Raw genomic sequence first — 14,936 nt, 5'->3', positions numbered from 1 at the left:
ACGGGTCGACGGCGGCGGCGATTGATGTTTTATGCAGGGATCGATGACGAATTCAGCACAATGGCGCCGATGAATGCGCGGCCTCGACAGGGCCGCGACGTTGCTGCACTCTGCTCGCGGACGGCGTTTCTGGCGCTTCATCGCAAAGGAGATTTTTCATGCAGCCTGGGTTTTCGATCCTGTGCCAAGGCACTGACGGTTTGCGTGCGCAGACCCTCGAAGAGATGGTCGCCGGTGCCGCGCAGCTGTTGCCGATACTCGATGTGATCCCGAATGCGGCGATCTTCATCAAGGATCTGCACGCGCGCTATGTGCTGGCCAACCGCACGCTGGTCCAGCGTTGTGGCTTAAAAGACCTGCGCCCATTGCTGGGCAAGACCAGCGCGCAAGTGTTCCCGGCGCAGTTGGGGCCGGGTTACACCGAGCAGGATCGCAAAGTGCTGGAGGAAGGTTTCGTGTTGGAGGATCAGCTCGAACTGCACCTGTATGGCAGTCGCGAGCCGGGCTGGTGCCTGACCCACAAGCGGCCGATCTACAACCGTGACGGGACGATCATCGGCCTGGTGGGGATCTCGGTGGATCTGCAGTCAGCCAGCGAAACCCACCCGGCGTTCGAGCGCCTGGCGGCGGTCGATGAATACATTCGCGGCAATTTCAACCGGCGGGTGACGCTGGGTGAACTGACGCGGATCGCCGGGATTTCCGTGGCGCAACTGGAGCGCTATTGCAAACGCGTTTTCCACCTGACACCAAGGCAGATGATTCAGAAAGTCCGCCTGGAACACGCGCATCGATTGCTGCACAGCGACTTGCCGATCACCGAGGTGGCGCTGCAATGCGGCTACACCGATCACAGCGCTTTCACCCGTCAGTTCAAAGCCTCGACCGGGTTTACACCACGCGAATACCGGCAAGCCACCGGGCATTAGACCAACACGGCCAGCCAGGCCGAGAGCAGCAGAAGAAGGGCCAGTGCCGCGTTCATGCGCTTGAACGCTTGCGGTGAGCTGAGCAACCGTGCGCTGCCGACGCCGAGCAGTGCCCAGAGCGTCATGCACGGCAGTGACACCAGCAGAAATGCCAGCGACAACACCAACAGGCGCAGCGTCTTGTCGCCGCCGCCAACGAATACGCTGACCACCGCCACAGCCATCATCCACACCTTCGGATTGACCAGTTGCAGCAGCGCCGCGCCGAAGACGCTCAAGCTTTGTTCCTGCGATTTCGGGTCCAAGGATGGCGGCGGGCTGCGAAAGATCTGCCACGCCAGCCAGCTCAACCAGAGCACGCCAGCCCAGGCCATCGCTTGCTGCACGCGCGGAAAGCGCAGCAGGGTTTCACCAGCACCGAGACCGACCACCAGCACGATCAACGCTGCCGCCGCACACGCGCCAAAAATGATCGGCAGCGTGGCGATCAACCCGCGCCGCGAACTGTGGCTCAACACCAGAATATTGGTGGGCCCCGGCGTGATCGAGGCAACGAAAGCGAACAGCAGAAAGGGCAGTAAAGAAGCCATGGTGCAAATTCCTGAAAGTCGAAACAGGAGACCATGATCGTCAGCGGGCGGGCCTCAGTCTGGAAGATTTGAGCAGCGTCTGCGGTAGTCCGCCGGGGTCAATTGATAGGCGCGGCGGAACCAGCGCCCCAGATGACTCTGATCGGCAAAACCAAGCACGCTGGCCACCTGCGCTGGCGTCTCGCCGCGGGCGAGCAATTGCCGCGCCTTGGCCAGGCGCAGTTGGATCAGGTAGGCGTGAGGTGCGAGACCGAAAGATGCCTTGAACGCGCGGGTCAAGCGAAAACGATCGACACCACAGGCTTGCGCTAGGTCGTCGAGGCCGATGTCTTCGTAGGTGTGGGCATGCAGATAGTGGCGCGCAACCTGCGCAACCAGTGGCAGGCGCGGATCGAAGTCCTGACGCTTGCGCCAGTCGAGATGGCGGGTGAGGGACGCCAGCAGACCATCCAGCGCAGTCTGCCGGACGATGCGCAGATCGCCGTCATGTAACGCGTGGAAGGCTTGCACGATCGCTGTCGACAGGCGCGGATCATGGCTCAGTGTGTCGGCAAAGCCTGGCTGGCTGTCGGCGGGTGCCTCTTCGAACAGCGCGTGCAGCTCGCGCTCCAGCCAGTGCGGATCCAGATACAGCATCGAGTAGGTGAAGCCATCCTCGGTCGGCGCATGGCCATCGTGGATTTCACCCGGCTCAAGCAGAAACACATGCCCCGGCGTACTGCGATGGCGCACACGGCGGCAGTTGAATTGCTGGACGCCTTGCTCGGTAACGCCGACGAGAAAACTGTCATGCCAGTGCGGATCGTAGGCATGCCCACGGAAATGCGCACGAATCGACTCGATCCCGGTATCGACATCCTGGGACAGGGAGATCCAATTGCGTTTGTCCATGGGAGGATTCCATAGGGCGGTTGAGCAGGGGCGTTTTTAAAATACCGCGTGGGGGAGGAGAGTGTTTAGAAGATTTGTGCAGGGGCGCAGGGGGATCGAGTCAGGCAATGTGTCCTGGATGGGGTGGGACCAGAAAACGCAGACGAAAAAAAACCGCCTTCGCGGGGCGGTTTTTTAGTAGGCCTCGATTTGCGATCGAAGCCAGGTGCTTCACCAGCCACCCTAACCAGGATTGCCATGGTATGGAGTTTTACCGTTCCTTGCAACGGTTGAACAGGCGTTCGAAACAAGTGCGTCTTCGGCCCTGCGAAGAATTTATATGTTTATGTTTGTTGAAATTTGTCTGGCAGAAATAACATTTAACAAAGGCGTGGCGGCGTTTGATGAATAACGGTGTGAGCGGCGCTTTTGTCCTGGAGTTTTCAGGTTAATATGCCCGCGCTCAACTGATAGAGCGGCGGAGAGGTTTGGCTGGGGGCGCAAAAGGTTTTACGCCCTTCGACGCGGATTCGCACCCGTGCCGGAATGATGTCTCGAAGGGATTTCAACCGGCCGCCTCACCAGCCACCCTAGCCAGTCGGCTGAAGGCACGCTTGGTCCGGTAAGTTTGCTGGAGGTTTGGCCGCCAGCCCTGGAGGCCAAAACGTATGAAGCTTTTGCTGCGTACGCTGAGCCTTGTATGGAGATTGTTGAAAGCCCTGCGCTTTTACGAGTTCCTGCGAGATCACTTTGACGACCTGAAATAAGGTCGTCTAAGTGGGGAAAGACCCGTTTCGGTTTCGACTGATACGGGTCTTTTTTTTGTGTGCAAAAACTGTCAGAAACGAGATTGTCGGTTTTATGCTTTCGACTTTGTAGGGCGTTTCGCTTAACGACGTAAGCAACAGCATGAAGATCGATCCAATAGCGGCTCATGCTCGATCAGTCATTGATTGCGTCAATAACAACCATTAAGTCAATGAAGTTCTCATATCCACGGTGCGGCGTAAGATCGGCTCCATACCCAACCACTGCAACTCGGAGCACATCATCATGAAACGCCAGACTATCCTCGGTATCGCTTTCTCGGTTTTTGCACTGAATGCCTTCGCCGCCACCGAAACCGACCCGCTGTTCAGTGATGCGGTCGCGGCCGCCACTCAAACAGACCGCTTGTTCAGCGATGCAGTAGCCGCAACCGAAACTGACCCGCTGTTCAGCGATGCAGTAGCCGCAACCGAAACCGATCCACTGTTCAGCGATGCAGTAGCCTCTGATGGCTCCGATCATCTGCAAGGCAATCGGGTCGCTGAAGGTGGCGCTGACCGTCTGCTCGAACGTCGCACCGCTTGAGCGCAACGATGAGCATCGATAACGAATGCCGCCTCAACCACAGGCGGCATTCGTTCTATTCATGCATTACAACTCTGCTCTAAACCGCACTCGGCAGCACAGCCTTGTCGCGATCGCGGCTCTTGAATGTCGCCCAGAAACACAGTAATACCGCCACGGAAAAACCGGCGGGGAACAGCCAGATGCTTCTCCAGTCATGCCCCGCGCTTGATGTGAAGTGGTCGGTAATCCGTCCCGCGATCCAGAAACCAATCAACATGCCCAACCCGTACGTAGCCAAGGTGATCAAACCTTGCGCCGAGCTGCGGAAGCGCTCCGGTGCCTTGGCATCGGTGTAGATCTGCCCGGACACGAAGAAGAAGTCATAGCACACGCCGTGCAGGGCAATGCCGATCAGCAGCATGAATGCCTGATCGTCGTTATTGCCGAACGCGAACAGCACGTAGCGCAACGCCCAGGCAGCCATGCCGACCAGCAGGGCGATCTTGATGCCGAAGCGATGGATGAACAGCGGCAACAGCAACATGAACAGCACTTCCGACACCTGACCGATGGCCATCTTCGCTGTCGGGTTGGTCACGCCTATCTCGGCCAGAAACGGATTGGCATTCTGGTAATAGAAGGCCAGCGGAATGCAGATCAGGATCGAGGCGAGAAAGAACACCAGATAGCTGCGATCCTTGAGCAAACCCCACGCATCGACGCCTAGCATCTGCTTGAGGCTTGATGAGCCCGCTGCGCTTTTCAGCGGCGCAGTGTTCGGCAGACTGAAGCTGTAAAGCCCCAGCAACAGCGATGCGACGGCGGACATCAGGAACGTATTCCGCAAGCCTCCCGCCGCGATGCTTTGTTGCGAGTCCCAGGCGAACACGAAGCTGATCACCACGCCGGCGACGATCCAGCCCACCGTGCCCCACACGCGAATGCGCGAGAACTCCAGCGCCGGGTCTTTGATCTGGCGGAACGCCACGGCGTTCACCAGTGCCAATGTCGGCATGTAGACCATCATGTAGGCGAGCACATAGGGATAAAACACGCTGAAGTCTGCCGCGCGATAGAGCTGATAAAGCAACACTGCGCCAAGCAGATGCAGCACTGCCAGAATGCGTTCGGCGTTGAAGAAACGGTCGGCAACCAAGCCAATGACAAACGGCGCCAGAATCGCACCCCATGATTGCGTGGCGAAGGCCATGCCGACCTGGCCGCCGCTGGCAGCGAGCGTGGTGGCCAGAAAAGTGCCGAGGGTGACGAACCAGCCACCCCAGATAAAGAACTGCAAAAACATCATCACGCTCAGTCGCGCATTCATTACGTTCATTTCAGATCACCGTATTGTTTTTATGTCGGTAACGCGGATGAATCAGTCGTCAGTCAGGCCGAGCAGGCGCCGGTTGGAAGCGGCATCGGCGCTGACCCCGGCGAAATCGTCGAAGGCCTTGGCGGTCTTGCGGATCATGTGTCGCTCGATGAACGCCGCGCCTTCCGCCGCGCCCTGTGCAGAGTCTTTCAGGCAGCATTCCCACTCCAGCACGGCCCAGCCGTTGAAGTCGTATTGGCACAATTTGCTGAAGATCGATTTGAAATCGATCTGGCCGTCGCCCAGCGAGCGGAAGCGCCCGGGACGCTCGACCCAGCCCTGATAGCCGCCATAGACACCGGAGCGCGCATCGGGGCGGAACTCGGCATCCTTGACGTGGAACATGCGGATGCGTTGGTGGTAACGGTCGATGAATCCGAGGTAATCCATTTGCTGCAGCAGCAGGTGGCTCGGGTCATACAGAATTGCGGCGCGGGGGTGATGATTCACCGCTTCGAGAAACTGTTCGAACGACGCGCCGTCATGCAAGTCTTCGCCGGGATGGATTTCGTAGCACAGATCAACGCCAGCCTCTTCGAAGCAGTCGAGGATCGGCAGCCAGCGCTTGCCCAGTTCGGCGAAACCTTGCTCGACCAAACCGGCCGGACGCTGTGGCCACGGATAGACGTAAGGCCAGAGCAGGGCGCCGGAGAAGGTCGCATGGGCGGTAAGTCCCAGACGTTGGCTGGCACGGGCGGCCAGTTTCAACTGCTCCATGGCCCACTCGGTGCGCTCCTGCGGCTTGCCGCGCAGCGCGGGCGGGGCGAAGTCGTCGAACAGACTGTCGAACGCCGGATGCACAGCGACCAATTGCCCTTGCAGGTGCGTCGACAACTCGCTGATCACTACACCCGCGCGGGCGCAGACGCCGATAAGTTCGTCGCAGTAATCCTGACTTTCAGCAGCGCGCTGCAAATCGATGAACCGTGTGCCGAGGGTCGGTACCTGAATGGCTTTGTAACCTTGCGAGGCTGCCCATTCGGCGATGTTGGCGAGGGAGTCGAAAGGCGCTTCGTCGGCGATGAATTGCGCGAGGAAAATCCCCGGGCCTTTCAGGCCAGTCGAATTTTGCTGATCAGTGTTCATTGTGCTGGGCTCCTGTCAGTTGGCCGGGGATCTCGCTCCACTTTTCATTGCCAAGGTGGTTGGCGATGGCGGTTTCAATGAAGGCCATGCCGCGCAGGCCGGTCTCGATGCCCGGTACGCCCGGGGCCTGATGGCCTTCGACGCCTTGAACAATCGCCTCGGCGAGATCGCCGTACAGGTTGGCCATGGCTTCCAGATAACCTTCGGGATGCCCGGCGGGCAGGCGCATGCGTTGGGTTGCGGCGGCACACAGCCACGGCTGACCGACTCCGGATCGCAGAATGCGCATCGGTTCATTCAACGGTCGATGAATCAGACTGGCCGGCTCTTCCTGACGCCATTCCAGCCCACCCTTGTCACCGTAGACGCGGATCTTCAGCGGGTTTTCCTCACCGGCGCAGACCTGGCTGGCGAGCAATACACCACTGGCGCCGTCGCGCATTTTGAACAGCATCGCCACATCGTCATCCAGTTGCCGACTCTCGACATGCGAGCCGAGCATTGCGCTGATGAACTGGATCGACTGGCCGGCAACGAACTCGGCGAGGGAAAACGCATGGGTGCCGATGTCGCCGATGCAGCCGCCGATCCCGGATTGCGTCGGGTCGTCGCGCCAGCCGGCCTGCTTGTTGCCTTGCCCGGCGATATCGGTGCTGAGCCAGCCTTGCGGGTACTCGACGAGGACTTTGCGCACGCGCCCGAGCACGCCGCTGGCGACCATTTCGCGGGCCTGCCAGACCATCGCGTAACCGAGGTAGGTGTGCGCCAGCCCGTAAATTCGCTGGCTGTTGATCACCACCGAGTGCAGCGCCTGCACCTCGGCGAGGTTCAGCGCCGCGGGTTTCTCGCTGAACACGTGAAAACCGGCGCTCAATGCCTCAAGGGCAATCGGTGCGTGCAGATGATTGGGGGTGACGATGACCAGCAGTTGCATGCGTTGCTCGGCGGGCAGGGCGGCCTCGCGGGCGAGCAGGGTTTGCCAGTCGTCGTAACAACGCTCGGCCGCGACACCCAAGGCCGCAGCGGTGCGCTGATTATTCTCCGGGTCGCGGCTGAATGCGCCGCAGACCAGTTCGAAGCGTCCGTCGAGGCCGGCGGCTTGCCGGTGGGCACGGGCAATGAATGAACCTTCACCGCCTCCAACAAAACCCATTCTTATTTTTGCGGCAGCGTACATGGCAGTCGTCTCGGTAGCTGGATGCAATTTGGTGAGCGATGTAACCGGTTACATCGTGGGCGAAATCTAGGCTTGAATTAGCCGAGTGTCAAATGCCAGCGGATGATCGACAGCGTTTCGATCGCTCGTCGCCTGCGGTAAGCTCCGCGCCTGATCGGCATGAAACAACGAGGTGTTTTTGTCCAATATTCGCGAAGTGGCTCGGCTGGCCGGGGTTTCCGTGGCGACGGTTTCGAGGACTTTGAAATCGCCCGAGCGCGTGCTCGCGCCAACCCGTGAGCGCGTCATGGCCGCCGTGGAGCAGGCCGGCTATCGGCCGAACCTGATGGCCGTGCAGTTTCGTTCGCGGCGCACTGGCAATCTGGTGATTCTGGTGCCGACCATCGCCAATACCTTCTTCGCCCGCGTCATCAGCGGCGCGCAGCAAGCGGCGCAGGCGGCCGGTTATCGCCTGCTGCTGTGCGACACCCAGGGCCGGGAAGAACTGGAGCGACAATTCGCCGAGCTGGTTTACGCCTATCAGGCCGACGGGGTGATCCAGTTGCGCGCTTACGATCCTTTCGAAAACGCCCCGGCCGACGCCGATGTGCCGCCGATCGTCAACGCCTGCGAAGTGCTCAAGGCCGGACGATATCCAACCATCAGCCTGGACAACGTCGCCGCCGCCAAAGCCATGACCGACCACCTGATCGCCTTGGGACACCGACGCATCGGCCTGATCAAAGGCTCGAAAAACAGTCCGCTGACTTTGGATCGATTGGCAGGCTACGAAGCGGCGCTGCGCGAGGCCGGGATTGCCTTCGATGAAGCACTGATCTGCCATGGCAATTTCAGCCTCGAGGCCGGTTTTGCCGGAGCGCAAAAGATGCTCGCATTGGCCGAGCGGCCGAGCGCGCTGTTTTGCGAAAACGATGAAATGGCCATTGGTGCGCTCAAGCGCATCCGGCAGGCCGGGCTGCGTGTGCCCGAGGATATTTCAGTGGTGGGTTTCGACGACATTCCGATGGCTGCGTACTGCGATCCGCCGCTGACCACCATCTCGCAACCGGCCGAGACTTTCGGGACTAAAGCGGTCGAGATGCTGATTGCGCTGGTCGAAAAACAGCCGCTGACAGAGCGGCATGTCGTCTTGCCGTTCGAGCTGACGCCACGCAGCAGCACGGCCCGCATCGACAACTCGGGCAAGCGCTAACCGAATCACGCCGCTGGCGGTTTCGCCAGCGCAATCCCCGCCGCGCCCAACCGCTTCAACACCTCAAACAACAAATCGCTCTTGGTCAGCCCGACAATCCTCGGGCTGCCCACATAGCCGGTGACCGTGAGGGTTATGCCGTCCGGCGACAATTTGCTGAAACGCACGAACGGCGCCGGTTTATCGAGGATGGTTTCGTTCTCGTGATACGCATCCAGCAGCAGTTGTTTGACCTGCTCAGGATCGATATCCAGCGGAAACACCAGCTCCAGCGATGCCACGCCTTGAGCACTGCCGCCGAGGGTAACGTTGCGCAGGTTCTGCGAGATCAGTTGCGAGTTGGGCACGATCACGATCGAGCGGTCGCTGAGCTGGATTTCCGTGGCACGCACGTTGATCCGGCGGATGTCGCCCTCGACGCCGCTGATGCTGATCAGGTCGCCGACCTTGACCGGGCGCTCGGTGAGCAGAATCAGGCCGGAGACGAAGTTCTTGACGATCTCCTGCAAGCCAAAGCCGATACCCACGGATAGCGCACTGACGATCCACGCCAGATTGGTCCACTGCACGCCCAGCGACGACAGCGTCAGCAGAATCACGAAGGCGTAGCCGATATTGGAGAACAGCGTGCTCAGCGACGCGCACATGCCCGGGTCCATGTCGGTCTTGGGCAGGAACTCGTTGTCGAGCCAGCGGCTCAATGCGCGGATCAGCCAGATGCCAATCAGCAGTGCCAGCAGCGCGTTGAGCAGATGCGCCGGGACGATATTCAGCTTGCGCAAACCGGCGCCGCCAAGGATCGACATGATGTTGGTGACCAGTTGGCCGAGGGTGGTGCCGATGCCGCCGACAAACAACGAAATCAGCGCCATCAGCATCAGGCCGGCGCGACTGACGCCGGACAACAGAATCGACGTCTGCTCAAGGCGCCGATCGCTGACGCCGAGCAATTGCTTGAGCGCCTGGCCGCTCGCGTGTTTTGGCGAAAACAGGTGCTCACAGGCGTCCTTGACCAGCTGAATCAGCAAGTAGAAGCCCGACAGCACGACATAGCCCCACACCAGCTCATAGCTGATGAACCGTGCCAGCGAAACATAGCCGGCCAGCAGCGCAATAGCCGTCACCAACATCGAGAGACTGGCGACGCTGTAGATCAGCCCGGCGAACACGCTGTTGGTCGCCGATGGGTCGTTGGCTGCGACCAAGGCCTTGCGCACTTTGCCGACGCGTAACAGCATCGTGCCGATGATCGCCAGCACCACCATGGAAATCACGCCGCGCCCGGCCATCACGATTTGGCTGCTCATGCCTGTGGCATTGGCGACTTGCACCAGCGTCACCAACACCAGCAACGAGCAGGCGAGGATTCGCGGATAAGGCTTGAGGGCCAGCGCCACTGGATCGGCAATTGACGGCAGGCGCCAGGACGGGTGCGCGGTGGAGAGCAATGCGCGGCTGAGCCCGGTGATCAGCACGCAGGCATAGACGACTTTCTCGAACTCTTCGGAGAAGGTTTCCAGCACCGGCGGAAGTGCGTCGTGGCGGGTGCAGGCGTAGAACAGCAGCTTTAGGGCGATGGCGGTGGTGATGAAGGTCGCGATGGCTGAAGCAAATGCCAAGGCACTTCTGCGCAGCCGGCCCTCCGCCACGCGATGAATGCAGAACCAGGTCAGCCCGCGCTCAGCCAGACGTCGGCCGAAGGTCCAGATCAGCAGCGCCAACAGCACCAACACGCAAGTATAAAAACGCTCGCCCGGCGCCCAGACCGTGGCCCATACGTCAGCCACCTGCTCGACGAACAGTCGCAGGCGCTGGCGGTCGTCCTCGCTTGGATTGACCAGCGGTGTCCAGAAATACGGGCTCAATACGCTGCGCGTGCTCAGGGTCAGTTCGCTTTCCAGCAGGGTGCGGCGGATGCCGGCGATTTGCGTGATCAGATCGGCGGCGTTCTGTTTCAGTGCGGCTAGGCTTTTCAGGGTGCCATCGACCTTGCTTTTTTGCTCCGCCAGCGTCGCCCGCTGCGCGACGATATCGGCTTGCTCGGCGGCCACCTCGGCGTCGGGCGCCGTGCCGAGCACGCCCAGTTGCACCGCCAGTTGCGCCTGTTGCGGCAACAGCGCTGCCGACAACCGATCGACATCGAGAATGAACGCCTGCACCCGATCCTGCGGGCCTTCGAGCTGGTTGTAATTGTTTGCCGCCGAAATCTGCTGCTTGAGCCCGTCGAGGCGTTGTTGCAGGGCTTGCAGATCGCTTTGCGAAATCACAGGTAGCGGCGCTGCGCCTGAGTTCGCCGGCGCGGCAAGGTCCGCTGCCCACAGCGCAGCGCTGCCCGGCATCAGCAGCAACAGAATCAAAAACAACGACTTGAATGAACAGCGCATGGGGGCGGCGGGCTCGAGTGGATCACACAGTCTATGAGGGTAGGTGATCGCGCCGAACGGGGCGGAAAACTTTCTCTGCAAGAGGCGCTTACACGCTCATCCAATCCGGCGGAATGATCCGCGCAGCGAGCGGTCAACCGGCAATAACAGCTTCGAGAGCATGCCATGTCCGTCGCCAAGGCCACGATTGAATACCTGCGCCAACATTCGCTGATCATCACCACTGCCGAATCCTGCACGGCCGGGGAAATCGTCATGTTGCTGTCGGAAGTGCCCGGCAGCGGCGAGCTGATCGAGTGCGGCTATGTGGTCTATTCGCCGCAAGCCAAGCAGCGCCTGCTGCACGTCAGCCCGGCGACCATGGACACCTTCAATCTGACCAGCGTTGAAGTGGCCAGTGAAATGGCCATCGGCGCGTTGCGCGACAGCACGGCCAACGTCGCCGTCGCCACCACCGGCATTCTCGGCCCCGACGATATGGATGGCATCAAGGCCGGTACGGTGTGTTTTGCCTGGGCGTTTCAGTTCGATGACCGACATTTTCTGTTCAGCACCCGGCAATGGTTTGCCGGGTCGCGCAGTGAAGTGCAGACCCTCGCTTCTGAATTCGCCCTGCAGCAGTTGCCCGATTATCACCGTCGCGCCTTGCGCGGCGAAGGAGGGTGGCGCCGATGAAGCCTGACGCCGACCATCCCGATCTGCAAAGCCGACAGTTCCCGGTGCAGGAGGACATGGCCTATCAGTTGAAGGTCTGGCGCTTCGAGCACATCGGTTGGTATCTACTGGTGCTGTGCATGCTGCTGGGTCTGTTGGGGCTGTTTTCCCGGGGCGTGCTCAGTTCGCAGGACGCTCGCAGCGATGACGGTAAAGTCCAGGTCGAATACGAGATGTTCCATCGCAACGGCTCGACCAACCCGCTGAAACTCAGCGTGCACACGGCGCCTGAAGCCACTGTCGAACTCGATATCGGCGGCGAGATGCTCGATGGCTTCAGCGTCGAAACCATGCAGCCGGCCCCGGTGCGTATGCGCAGCTCAAAACAGGGTATGCGCTTGTGGTTGCAGGCTGATGCCCAGGGCCAGGCGACGCTCTATGTGACGCTGCGCGGTGACGGATTGGGCCTGTTTCGCAGCCATATCCGGGTGCCGGGCTCGAGCGAAGTGAAGCTCACTCAATTCATTTATCCATAGGTGACCCATGGACTCGGTGTTGCGCGCACTCGCGATGTATCTGGCACTGATGGTGCTGTTCAAAATTGCCGGCCGGCGTTCGCTGGCCGAGCTGACGACGTTTGATTTCGTCCTGCTGATGATCATCGGTGAAGCCACCCAGCAAGCGCTGCTCGGTGATGATTTTTCTCTGACCAATGCGTTTCTGGTGATCATCACGCTGATCGCTGTGGATGTCGGTTTTTCCCTGCTCAAACAACGTTCCAGTTGGGTGTCGCGGCTGATCGATGGCGAGCCGACGATCATTGTCGAGAATGGCAAGCTGTTGCACCGACGCCTGCGTCATGCGCGGCTGGTCGAGGCGGATGTCATGGAGGCGGCGCGCTCCAGTCAGGGCATTGAAACCATCGACCAGATCAAGTTCGCGATCATCGAGCGCAACGGCAAGATTTCCGTGATCCGCCAGGATCCGGAAGGCGGCTGAAGCTTTGGCGCCGCGCGCGCGCAATTTTTTTGAACGCTGAAAAAGCCCCGCAGCCCAATGCTTACAAGTCATCGGAGGATTGCGAAATGAACGAGGCAGCGAGTTACTTCTCCATCGCCGTGGCGGTGATCATTCTGCTGGTCGATCTGTGGGCGATCGTCAGTGTGTTTCGCAGCAACAAGAGCGTCGGCGTCAAAGCCGCCTGGGCGATCGGCTTGATCGTCTTCCCGGTGCTCGGCCTGATCGTGTGGGGCATCGCCGGCCCGCGCGGCGTCAAGGAAGGGCCTTCATCGCCGGAGCACAGCAAGGGCTGAGAGCCCGATGCAGTCCTGCAATGAATTTGCGCACATCCCGGAAGAAGGTGAACGATGCCAAACCAGGCTTGAACCGGGTAGCACTACCACTGCTGAAAGGAGATCGACATGAAAAAAATCTGCGTATGTCTGGGGTTCTGCTCGATGTTTCTGTTGAGTGGCTGCTTTGATTCCAACGATGCACCCAACAAGGACGGCGACAAGAGCAAGCCGTCGGTGCAGATGCAGACTGAAAAGCCTGAGGAGGGCAAGTAGCTCCACTTGGCAACAACCTGTGAGCGCGAGCCTGCTCGCGAAGGCGTCAGGTCAGACAATTCTGTGCTGACTGATGCTCCATCTTCGCGAGCGCTTTCTGTTTGCGGAACGCGAGGAGCAGTCGGTGCTGTTCGACAACGAGGGGGCCGAGCCCGTTGAAACCATTGTCGTACGTTCCAGAGCCGGTGCTGTCCTGAGCCCGGCGGATTGTCACCGACAGGTTGTCAGGCGCGGGCAGTGAAACCGGGCGGATAGCCGTGGCGCGTATCGATAGCCGCGCCTTCTTGTGATATGTCGGGTCGGCGTCTGGCGGGTTTTTGATCTAGGCTGTTTTTCCATCCCCGATCAGCAGCGGTACGCCGTTGCCATGTCGTCCAGCAACGCGACTACCGGAGTGCCTATGAGCCTTTCACCTTTCCACCTCGCCATCCCGGTTTACGACCTCGCCGCTTGCCGGCGTTTTTACGGTGAAGTGTTCGGCTTGGAGGAGGGCAGATCCAGCGCGCAGTGGGTCGACTTCAACTTCTACGGCCACCAATTGGTCATCCATGAACAGCCGCAGACGGCTGCCCAGGAAAGCGTTAATAGCAACCCGGTAGACGGTCACGACGTACCGGTCCCGCACTTCGGTGTCATTTTAGAGTGGGAGCAATGGGAAGCGCTGGCCGAGCGACTGAAGTCATTCGGCACGCAATTCGTGATCGAGCCCTACATTCGATTCAAGGGGCAGGTCGGCGAACAGGCGACCATGTTTCTGCTCGACCCCTGCGGCAATGCGCTGGAATTCAAGGCGTTCAAGGACATGGGCCAGGTGTTTGCCAAGTGATCACAGCGTAGTGATCTGGCCGTTGCGATCGCGTTCATAAACCTTGGTGGCCTGCAGCTTTTCCTTGAGCCAGCGCTCGGCCGTGCCCAGGGGCCGTTGGCGCGCCCACAACAGATCGACGCCGATTTGCCAGTCGGTATGCGGGTACGCCGACAGCTGCAACTCGACCAGTTCGCTATTGCCCAGTTCACGCTGGATCAGTTGGCGCGGCAAGGTCGCCCAGCCGAGGCCGGCGCGGACCATTTCCAGCAGCGCCAGATAGCTTTCCGCTTGCCACAGTTGCGTCGAACGCAGGTATTCACTGCTCGGCAGTTTGCTGGCGTGCGCACTGAACGCCAGGCGCCGGTGCACGTGCAAATCGTCGAACGTGACATTGTCCAGTTTCGCCAGCGGATGATCCGGATGGCAGACGTGCAGCATGATCAGTTTGCCCAGTTGCTGGAACGCCAGTTCCCGGGGATAGCCCGGCTGCGAAAACGCCACGCCCAGCACCGCCTCGCCACTGCTGACCAGTTCGCTGACATCGCCGTAGACCGGGTGGCGAATGATCAGATCGACAAACGGAAAGGCCTGCTCGAACGCTTGCAGCACCGGCATGATCGGGCCGTATGGCGTTTCAATCGCCAGGGTCAGGCTCGGTTCGACGCTATCGGAAAGGCAATCAGCGTGGGCCTCGAAGGTCATGCAGCGCTCCAGTACCGCCTCTGCCTGGACCAGCAATTTGTGCCCGCTGGCGGTGAGGGCAGGGCTGCGATTGCTGCGGTCGAACAACTCGACGCCTAGGTCGGTTTCCAGATTGGCGATCGCTGCGCTGATGGTCGACTGCGTCTTGCCCAACTTGCGCCCGGCGGCGGAGAACGAGCCGCTTTTCACCACTTGGACGAACATCAGCAACTGATCGAGTGAGAAGCGCACGCGGTGTACTCCGGGTTTGAGCGAGACGGCGATTG

Annotated in this window: 16 protein-coding genes and 1 pseudogene; 10 read left to right on the top strand and 7 right to left on the bottom strand. The window is 60.1% G+C overall.

What is annotated here, in order from left to right:
• Positions 1 to 158: 158 nt before the first annotated feature.
• Complete coding sequence (locus BXA01_RS04505; RefSeq protein ID WP_076563372.1) at positions 159 to 929, top strand: AraC family transcriptional regulator; 771 nt, start codon at positions 159 to 161, stop codon at positions 927 to 929.
• Here the strand turns inward: BXA01_RS04505 and BXA01_RS04500 are convergent.
• Together BXA01_RS04500 and BXA01_RS04495 are read right to left on the bottom strand one after the other, a co-directional pair.
• Entirely contained in the window at positions 926 to 1,519 is a 594-nt protein-coding gene (locus BXA01_RS04500; RefSeq protein WP_076563371.1) for a LysE family translocator, read from the bottom strand. The two genes, BXA01_RS04505 and BXA01_RS04500, sit on opposite strands and share 4 nt — an antisense overlap.
• A gap of 54 nt (positions 1,520 to 1,573) precedes the next feature.
• Positions 1,574 to 2,410, bottom strand: a complete 837-nt coding sequence (locus BXA01_RS04495) for an AraC family transcriptional regulator (RefSeq protein ID WP_076563370.1) — start codon at positions 2,408 to 2,410, stop codon at positions 1,574 to 1,576.
• Between the two features lie 1,032 nt (positions 2,411 to 3,442).
• On the opposite strand from BXA01_RS04495, the gene BXA01_RS04490 reads away from it, so the two are divergent.
• Positions 3,443 to 3,742: a hypothetical protein gene (locus BXA01_RS04490; RefSeq protein WP_039763483.1), complete on the top strand. Its 300-nt coding sequence runs from the start codon at positions 3,443 to 3,445 to the stop codon at positions 3,740 to 3,742.
• Between the two features lie 79 nt (positions 3,743 to 3,821).
• Here BXA01_RS04490 and BXA01_RS04485 read toward each other — a convergent pair whose 3' ends face one another.
• The 3 genes from BXA01_RS04485 to BXA01_RS04475 are packed head-to-tail and all read right to left on the bottom strand — an operon-like array spanning position 3,822 to position 7,338.
• Positions 3,822 to 5,060 carry a nucleoside permease gene (locus BXA01_RS04485; protein ID WP_076563369.1) on the bottom strand — a complete coding sequence of 413 codons (1,239 nt, stop codon included), beginning with the start codon at positions 5,058 to 5,060 and terminating at the stop codon, positions 3,822 to 3,824.
• A 42-nt stretch (positions 5,061 to 5,102) separates the two neighbouring features.
• Positions 5,103 to 6,185: a sugar phosphate isomerase/epimerase family protein gene (locus BXA01_RS04480; RefSeq protein WP_076563368.1), complete on the bottom strand. Its 1,083-nt coding sequence runs from the start codon at positions 6,183 to 6,185 to the stop codon at positions 5,103 to 5,105.
• The gene (locus BXA01_RS04475) at positions 6,175 to 7,338 is read right to left on the bottom strand and encodes a Gfo/Idh/MocA family protein (RefSeq protein WP_083957537.1); all 1,164 of its coding nucleotides are present in this window, start codon (positions 7,336 to 7,338) and stop codon (positions 6,175 to 6,177) included. The genes BXA01_RS04480 and BXA01_RS04475 overlap by 11 nt, the downstream gene beginning before the upstream one ends.
• A 202-nt stretch (positions 7,339 to 7,540) precedes the next feature.
• Here BXA01_RS04475 and BXA01_RS04470 point away from each other — a divergent pair, with 202 nt between their 5' ends.
• Positions 7,541 to 8,554, top strand: coding sequence for a LacI family DNA-binding transcriptional regulator (locus BXA01_RS04470; protein ID WP_076567670.1), 1,014 nt, complete (start codon positions 7,541 to 7,543; stop codon positions 8,552 to 8,554).
• A 5-nt stretch (positions 8,555 to 8,559) separates the two neighbouring features.
• Here the strand turns inward: BXA01_RS04470 and BXA01_RS04465 are convergent, their stop codons facing one another.
• Positions 8,560 to 10,938, bottom strand: a complete 2,379-nt coding sequence (locus BXA01_RS04465) for a DUF3772 domain-containing protein (protein WP_076563366.1) — start codon at positions 10,936 to 10,938, stop codon at positions 8,560 to 8,562.
• A 165-nt stretch (positions 10,939 to 11,103) separates the two neighbouring features.
• On the opposite strand from BXA01_RS04465, the gene BXA01_RS04460 reads away from it, so the two are divergent.
• The 7 genes and pseudogenes from BXA01_RS04460 to BXA01_RS04440 all read left to right on the top strand — a co-directional run bounded on the left by BXA01_RS04460 (position 11,104) and on the right by BXA01_RS04440 (position 13,986).
• Positions 11,104 to 11,613, top strand: a complete 510-nt coding sequence (locus BXA01_RS04460; protein ID WP_076563365.1) for a CinA family protein — start codon at positions 11,104 to 11,106, stop codon at positions 11,611 to 11,613.
• Positions 11,610 to 12,128, top strand: a complete 519-nt coding sequence (locus BXA01_RS04455; RefSeq protein WP_076563364.1) for a hypothetical protein — start codon at positions 11,610 to 11,612, stop codon at positions 12,126 to 12,128. Before BXA01_RS04460 ends, BXA01_RS04455 begins: the two co-directional genes overlap by 4 nt.
• Positions 12,129 to 12,135: 7 nt before the next feature.
• Positions 12,136 to 12,591, top strand: coding sequence for a DUF421 domain-containing protein (locus BXA01_RS04450; protein WP_024012534.1), 456 nt, complete (start codon positions 12,136 to 12,138; stop codon positions 12,589 to 12,591).
• A gap of 86 nt (positions 12,592 to 12,677) precedes the next feature.
• Positions 12,678 to 12,905, top strand: a complete 228-nt coding sequence (locus tag BXA01_RS04445) for a PLD nuclease N-terminal domain-containing protein (protein WP_024012535.1) — start codon at positions 12,678 to 12,680, stop codon at positions 12,903 to 12,905.
• A 108-nt stretch (positions 12,906 to 13,013) separates the two neighbouring features.
• Positions 13,014 to 13,160, top strand: coding sequence for a hypothetical protein (locus BXA01_RS27075; RefSeq protein WP_016774259.1), 147 nt, complete (start codon positions 13,014 to 13,016; stop codon positions 13,158 to 13,160).
• Between the two features lie 88 nt (positions 13,161 to 13,248).
• A pseudogene (locus tag BXA01_RS27560) lies at positions 13,249 to 13,401 on the top strand (winged helix-turn-helix transcriptional regulator); the annotation flags it as partial.
• A 159-nt stretch (positions 13,402 to 13,560) separates the two neighbouring features.
• Positions 13,561 to 13,986 (top strand): VOC family protein, encoded by a 426-nt coding sequence (locus BXA01_RS04440; protein ID WP_076563363.1) that lies wholly within the window; start codon positions 13,561 to 13,563, stop codon positions 13,984 to 13,986.
• Here the strand turns inward: BXA01_RS04440 and BXA01_RS04435 are convergent, their stop codons facing one another.
• The gene (locus BXA01_RS04435; RefSeq protein ID WP_076563362.1) at positions 13,987 to 14,901 is read right to left on the bottom strand and encodes a LysR family transcriptional regulator; all 915 of its coding nucleotides are present in this window, start codon (positions 14,899 to 14,901) and stop codon (positions 13,987 to 13,989) included.
• Between the last annotated feature and the right edge of the window lie 35 nt (positions 14,902 to 14,936).

It is taken from the genome of Pseudomonas sp. B10 (assembly GCF_900156235.1).
In the GTDB taxonomy this organism is placed as follows: domain Bacteria; phylum Pseudomonadota; class Gammaproteobacteria; order Pseudomonadales; family Pseudomonadaceae; genus Aquipseudomonas; species Aquipseudomonas siliginis.
The sequence above is the reverse complement of the archived record's forward strand: the minus strand, read 5'-3'. Positions and strand labels throughout refer to the sequence as shown.

Coding starts and splice junctions, on each gene's coding strand:
- BXA01_RS04505 (WP_076563372.1), top strand. CDS start 159: ATGCAGCCTGGGTTTTCGATCCTGTGCCAAGGCACTGACGGTTTGCGT.
- BXA01_RS04500 (WP_076563371.1), bottom strand. CDS start 1,519: ATGGCTTCTTTACTGCCCTTTCTGCTGTTCGCTTTCGTTGCCTCGATC.
- BXA01_RS04495 (WP_076563370.1), bottom strand. CDS start 2,410: ATGGACAAACGCAATTGGATCTCCCTGTCCCAGGATGTCGATACCGGG.
- BXA01_RS04490 (WP_039763483.1), top strand. CDS start 3,443: ATGAAACGCCAGACTATCCTCGGTATCGCTTTCTCGGTTTTTGCACTG.
- BXA01_RS04485 (WP_076563369.1), bottom strand. CDS start 5,060: ATGAACGTAATGAATGCGCGACTGAGCGTGATGATGTTTTTGCAGTTC.
- BXA01_RS04480 (WP_076563368.1), bottom strand. CDS start 6,185: ATGAACACTGATCAGCAAAATTCGACTGGCCTGAAAGGCCCGGGGATT.
- BXA01_RS04475 (WP_083957537.1), bottom strand. CDS start 7,338: ATGGGTTTTGTTGGAGGCGGTGAAGGTTCATTCATTGCCCGTGCCCAC.
- BXA01_RS04465 (WP_076563366.1), bottom strand. CDS start 10,938: ATGCGCTGTTCATTCAAGTCGTTGTTTTTGATTCTGTTGCTGCTGATG.
- BXA01_RS04460 (WP_076563365.1), top strand. CDS start 11,104: ATGTCCGTCGCCAAGGCCACGATTGAATACCTGCGCCAACATTCGCTG.
- BXA01_RS04455 (WP_076563364.1), top strand. CDS start 11,610: ATGAAGCCTGACGCCGACCATCCCGATCTGCAAAGCCGACAGTTCCCG.
- BXA01_RS04450 (WP_024012534.1), top strand. CDS start 12,136: ATGGACTCGGTGTTGCGCGCACTCGCGATGTATCTGGCACTGATGGTG.
- BXA01_RS04445 (WP_024012535.1), top strand. CDS start 12,678: ATGAACGAGGCAGCGAGTTACTTCTCCATCGCCGTGGCGGTGATCATT.
- BXA01_RS27075 (WP_016774259.1), top strand. CDS start 13,014: ATGAAAAAAATCTGCGTATGTCTGGGGTTCTGCTCGATGTTTCTGTTG.
- BXA01_RS04440 (WP_076563363.1), top strand. CDS start 13,561: ATGAGCCTTTCACCTTTCCACCTCGCCATCCCGGTTTACGACCTCGCC.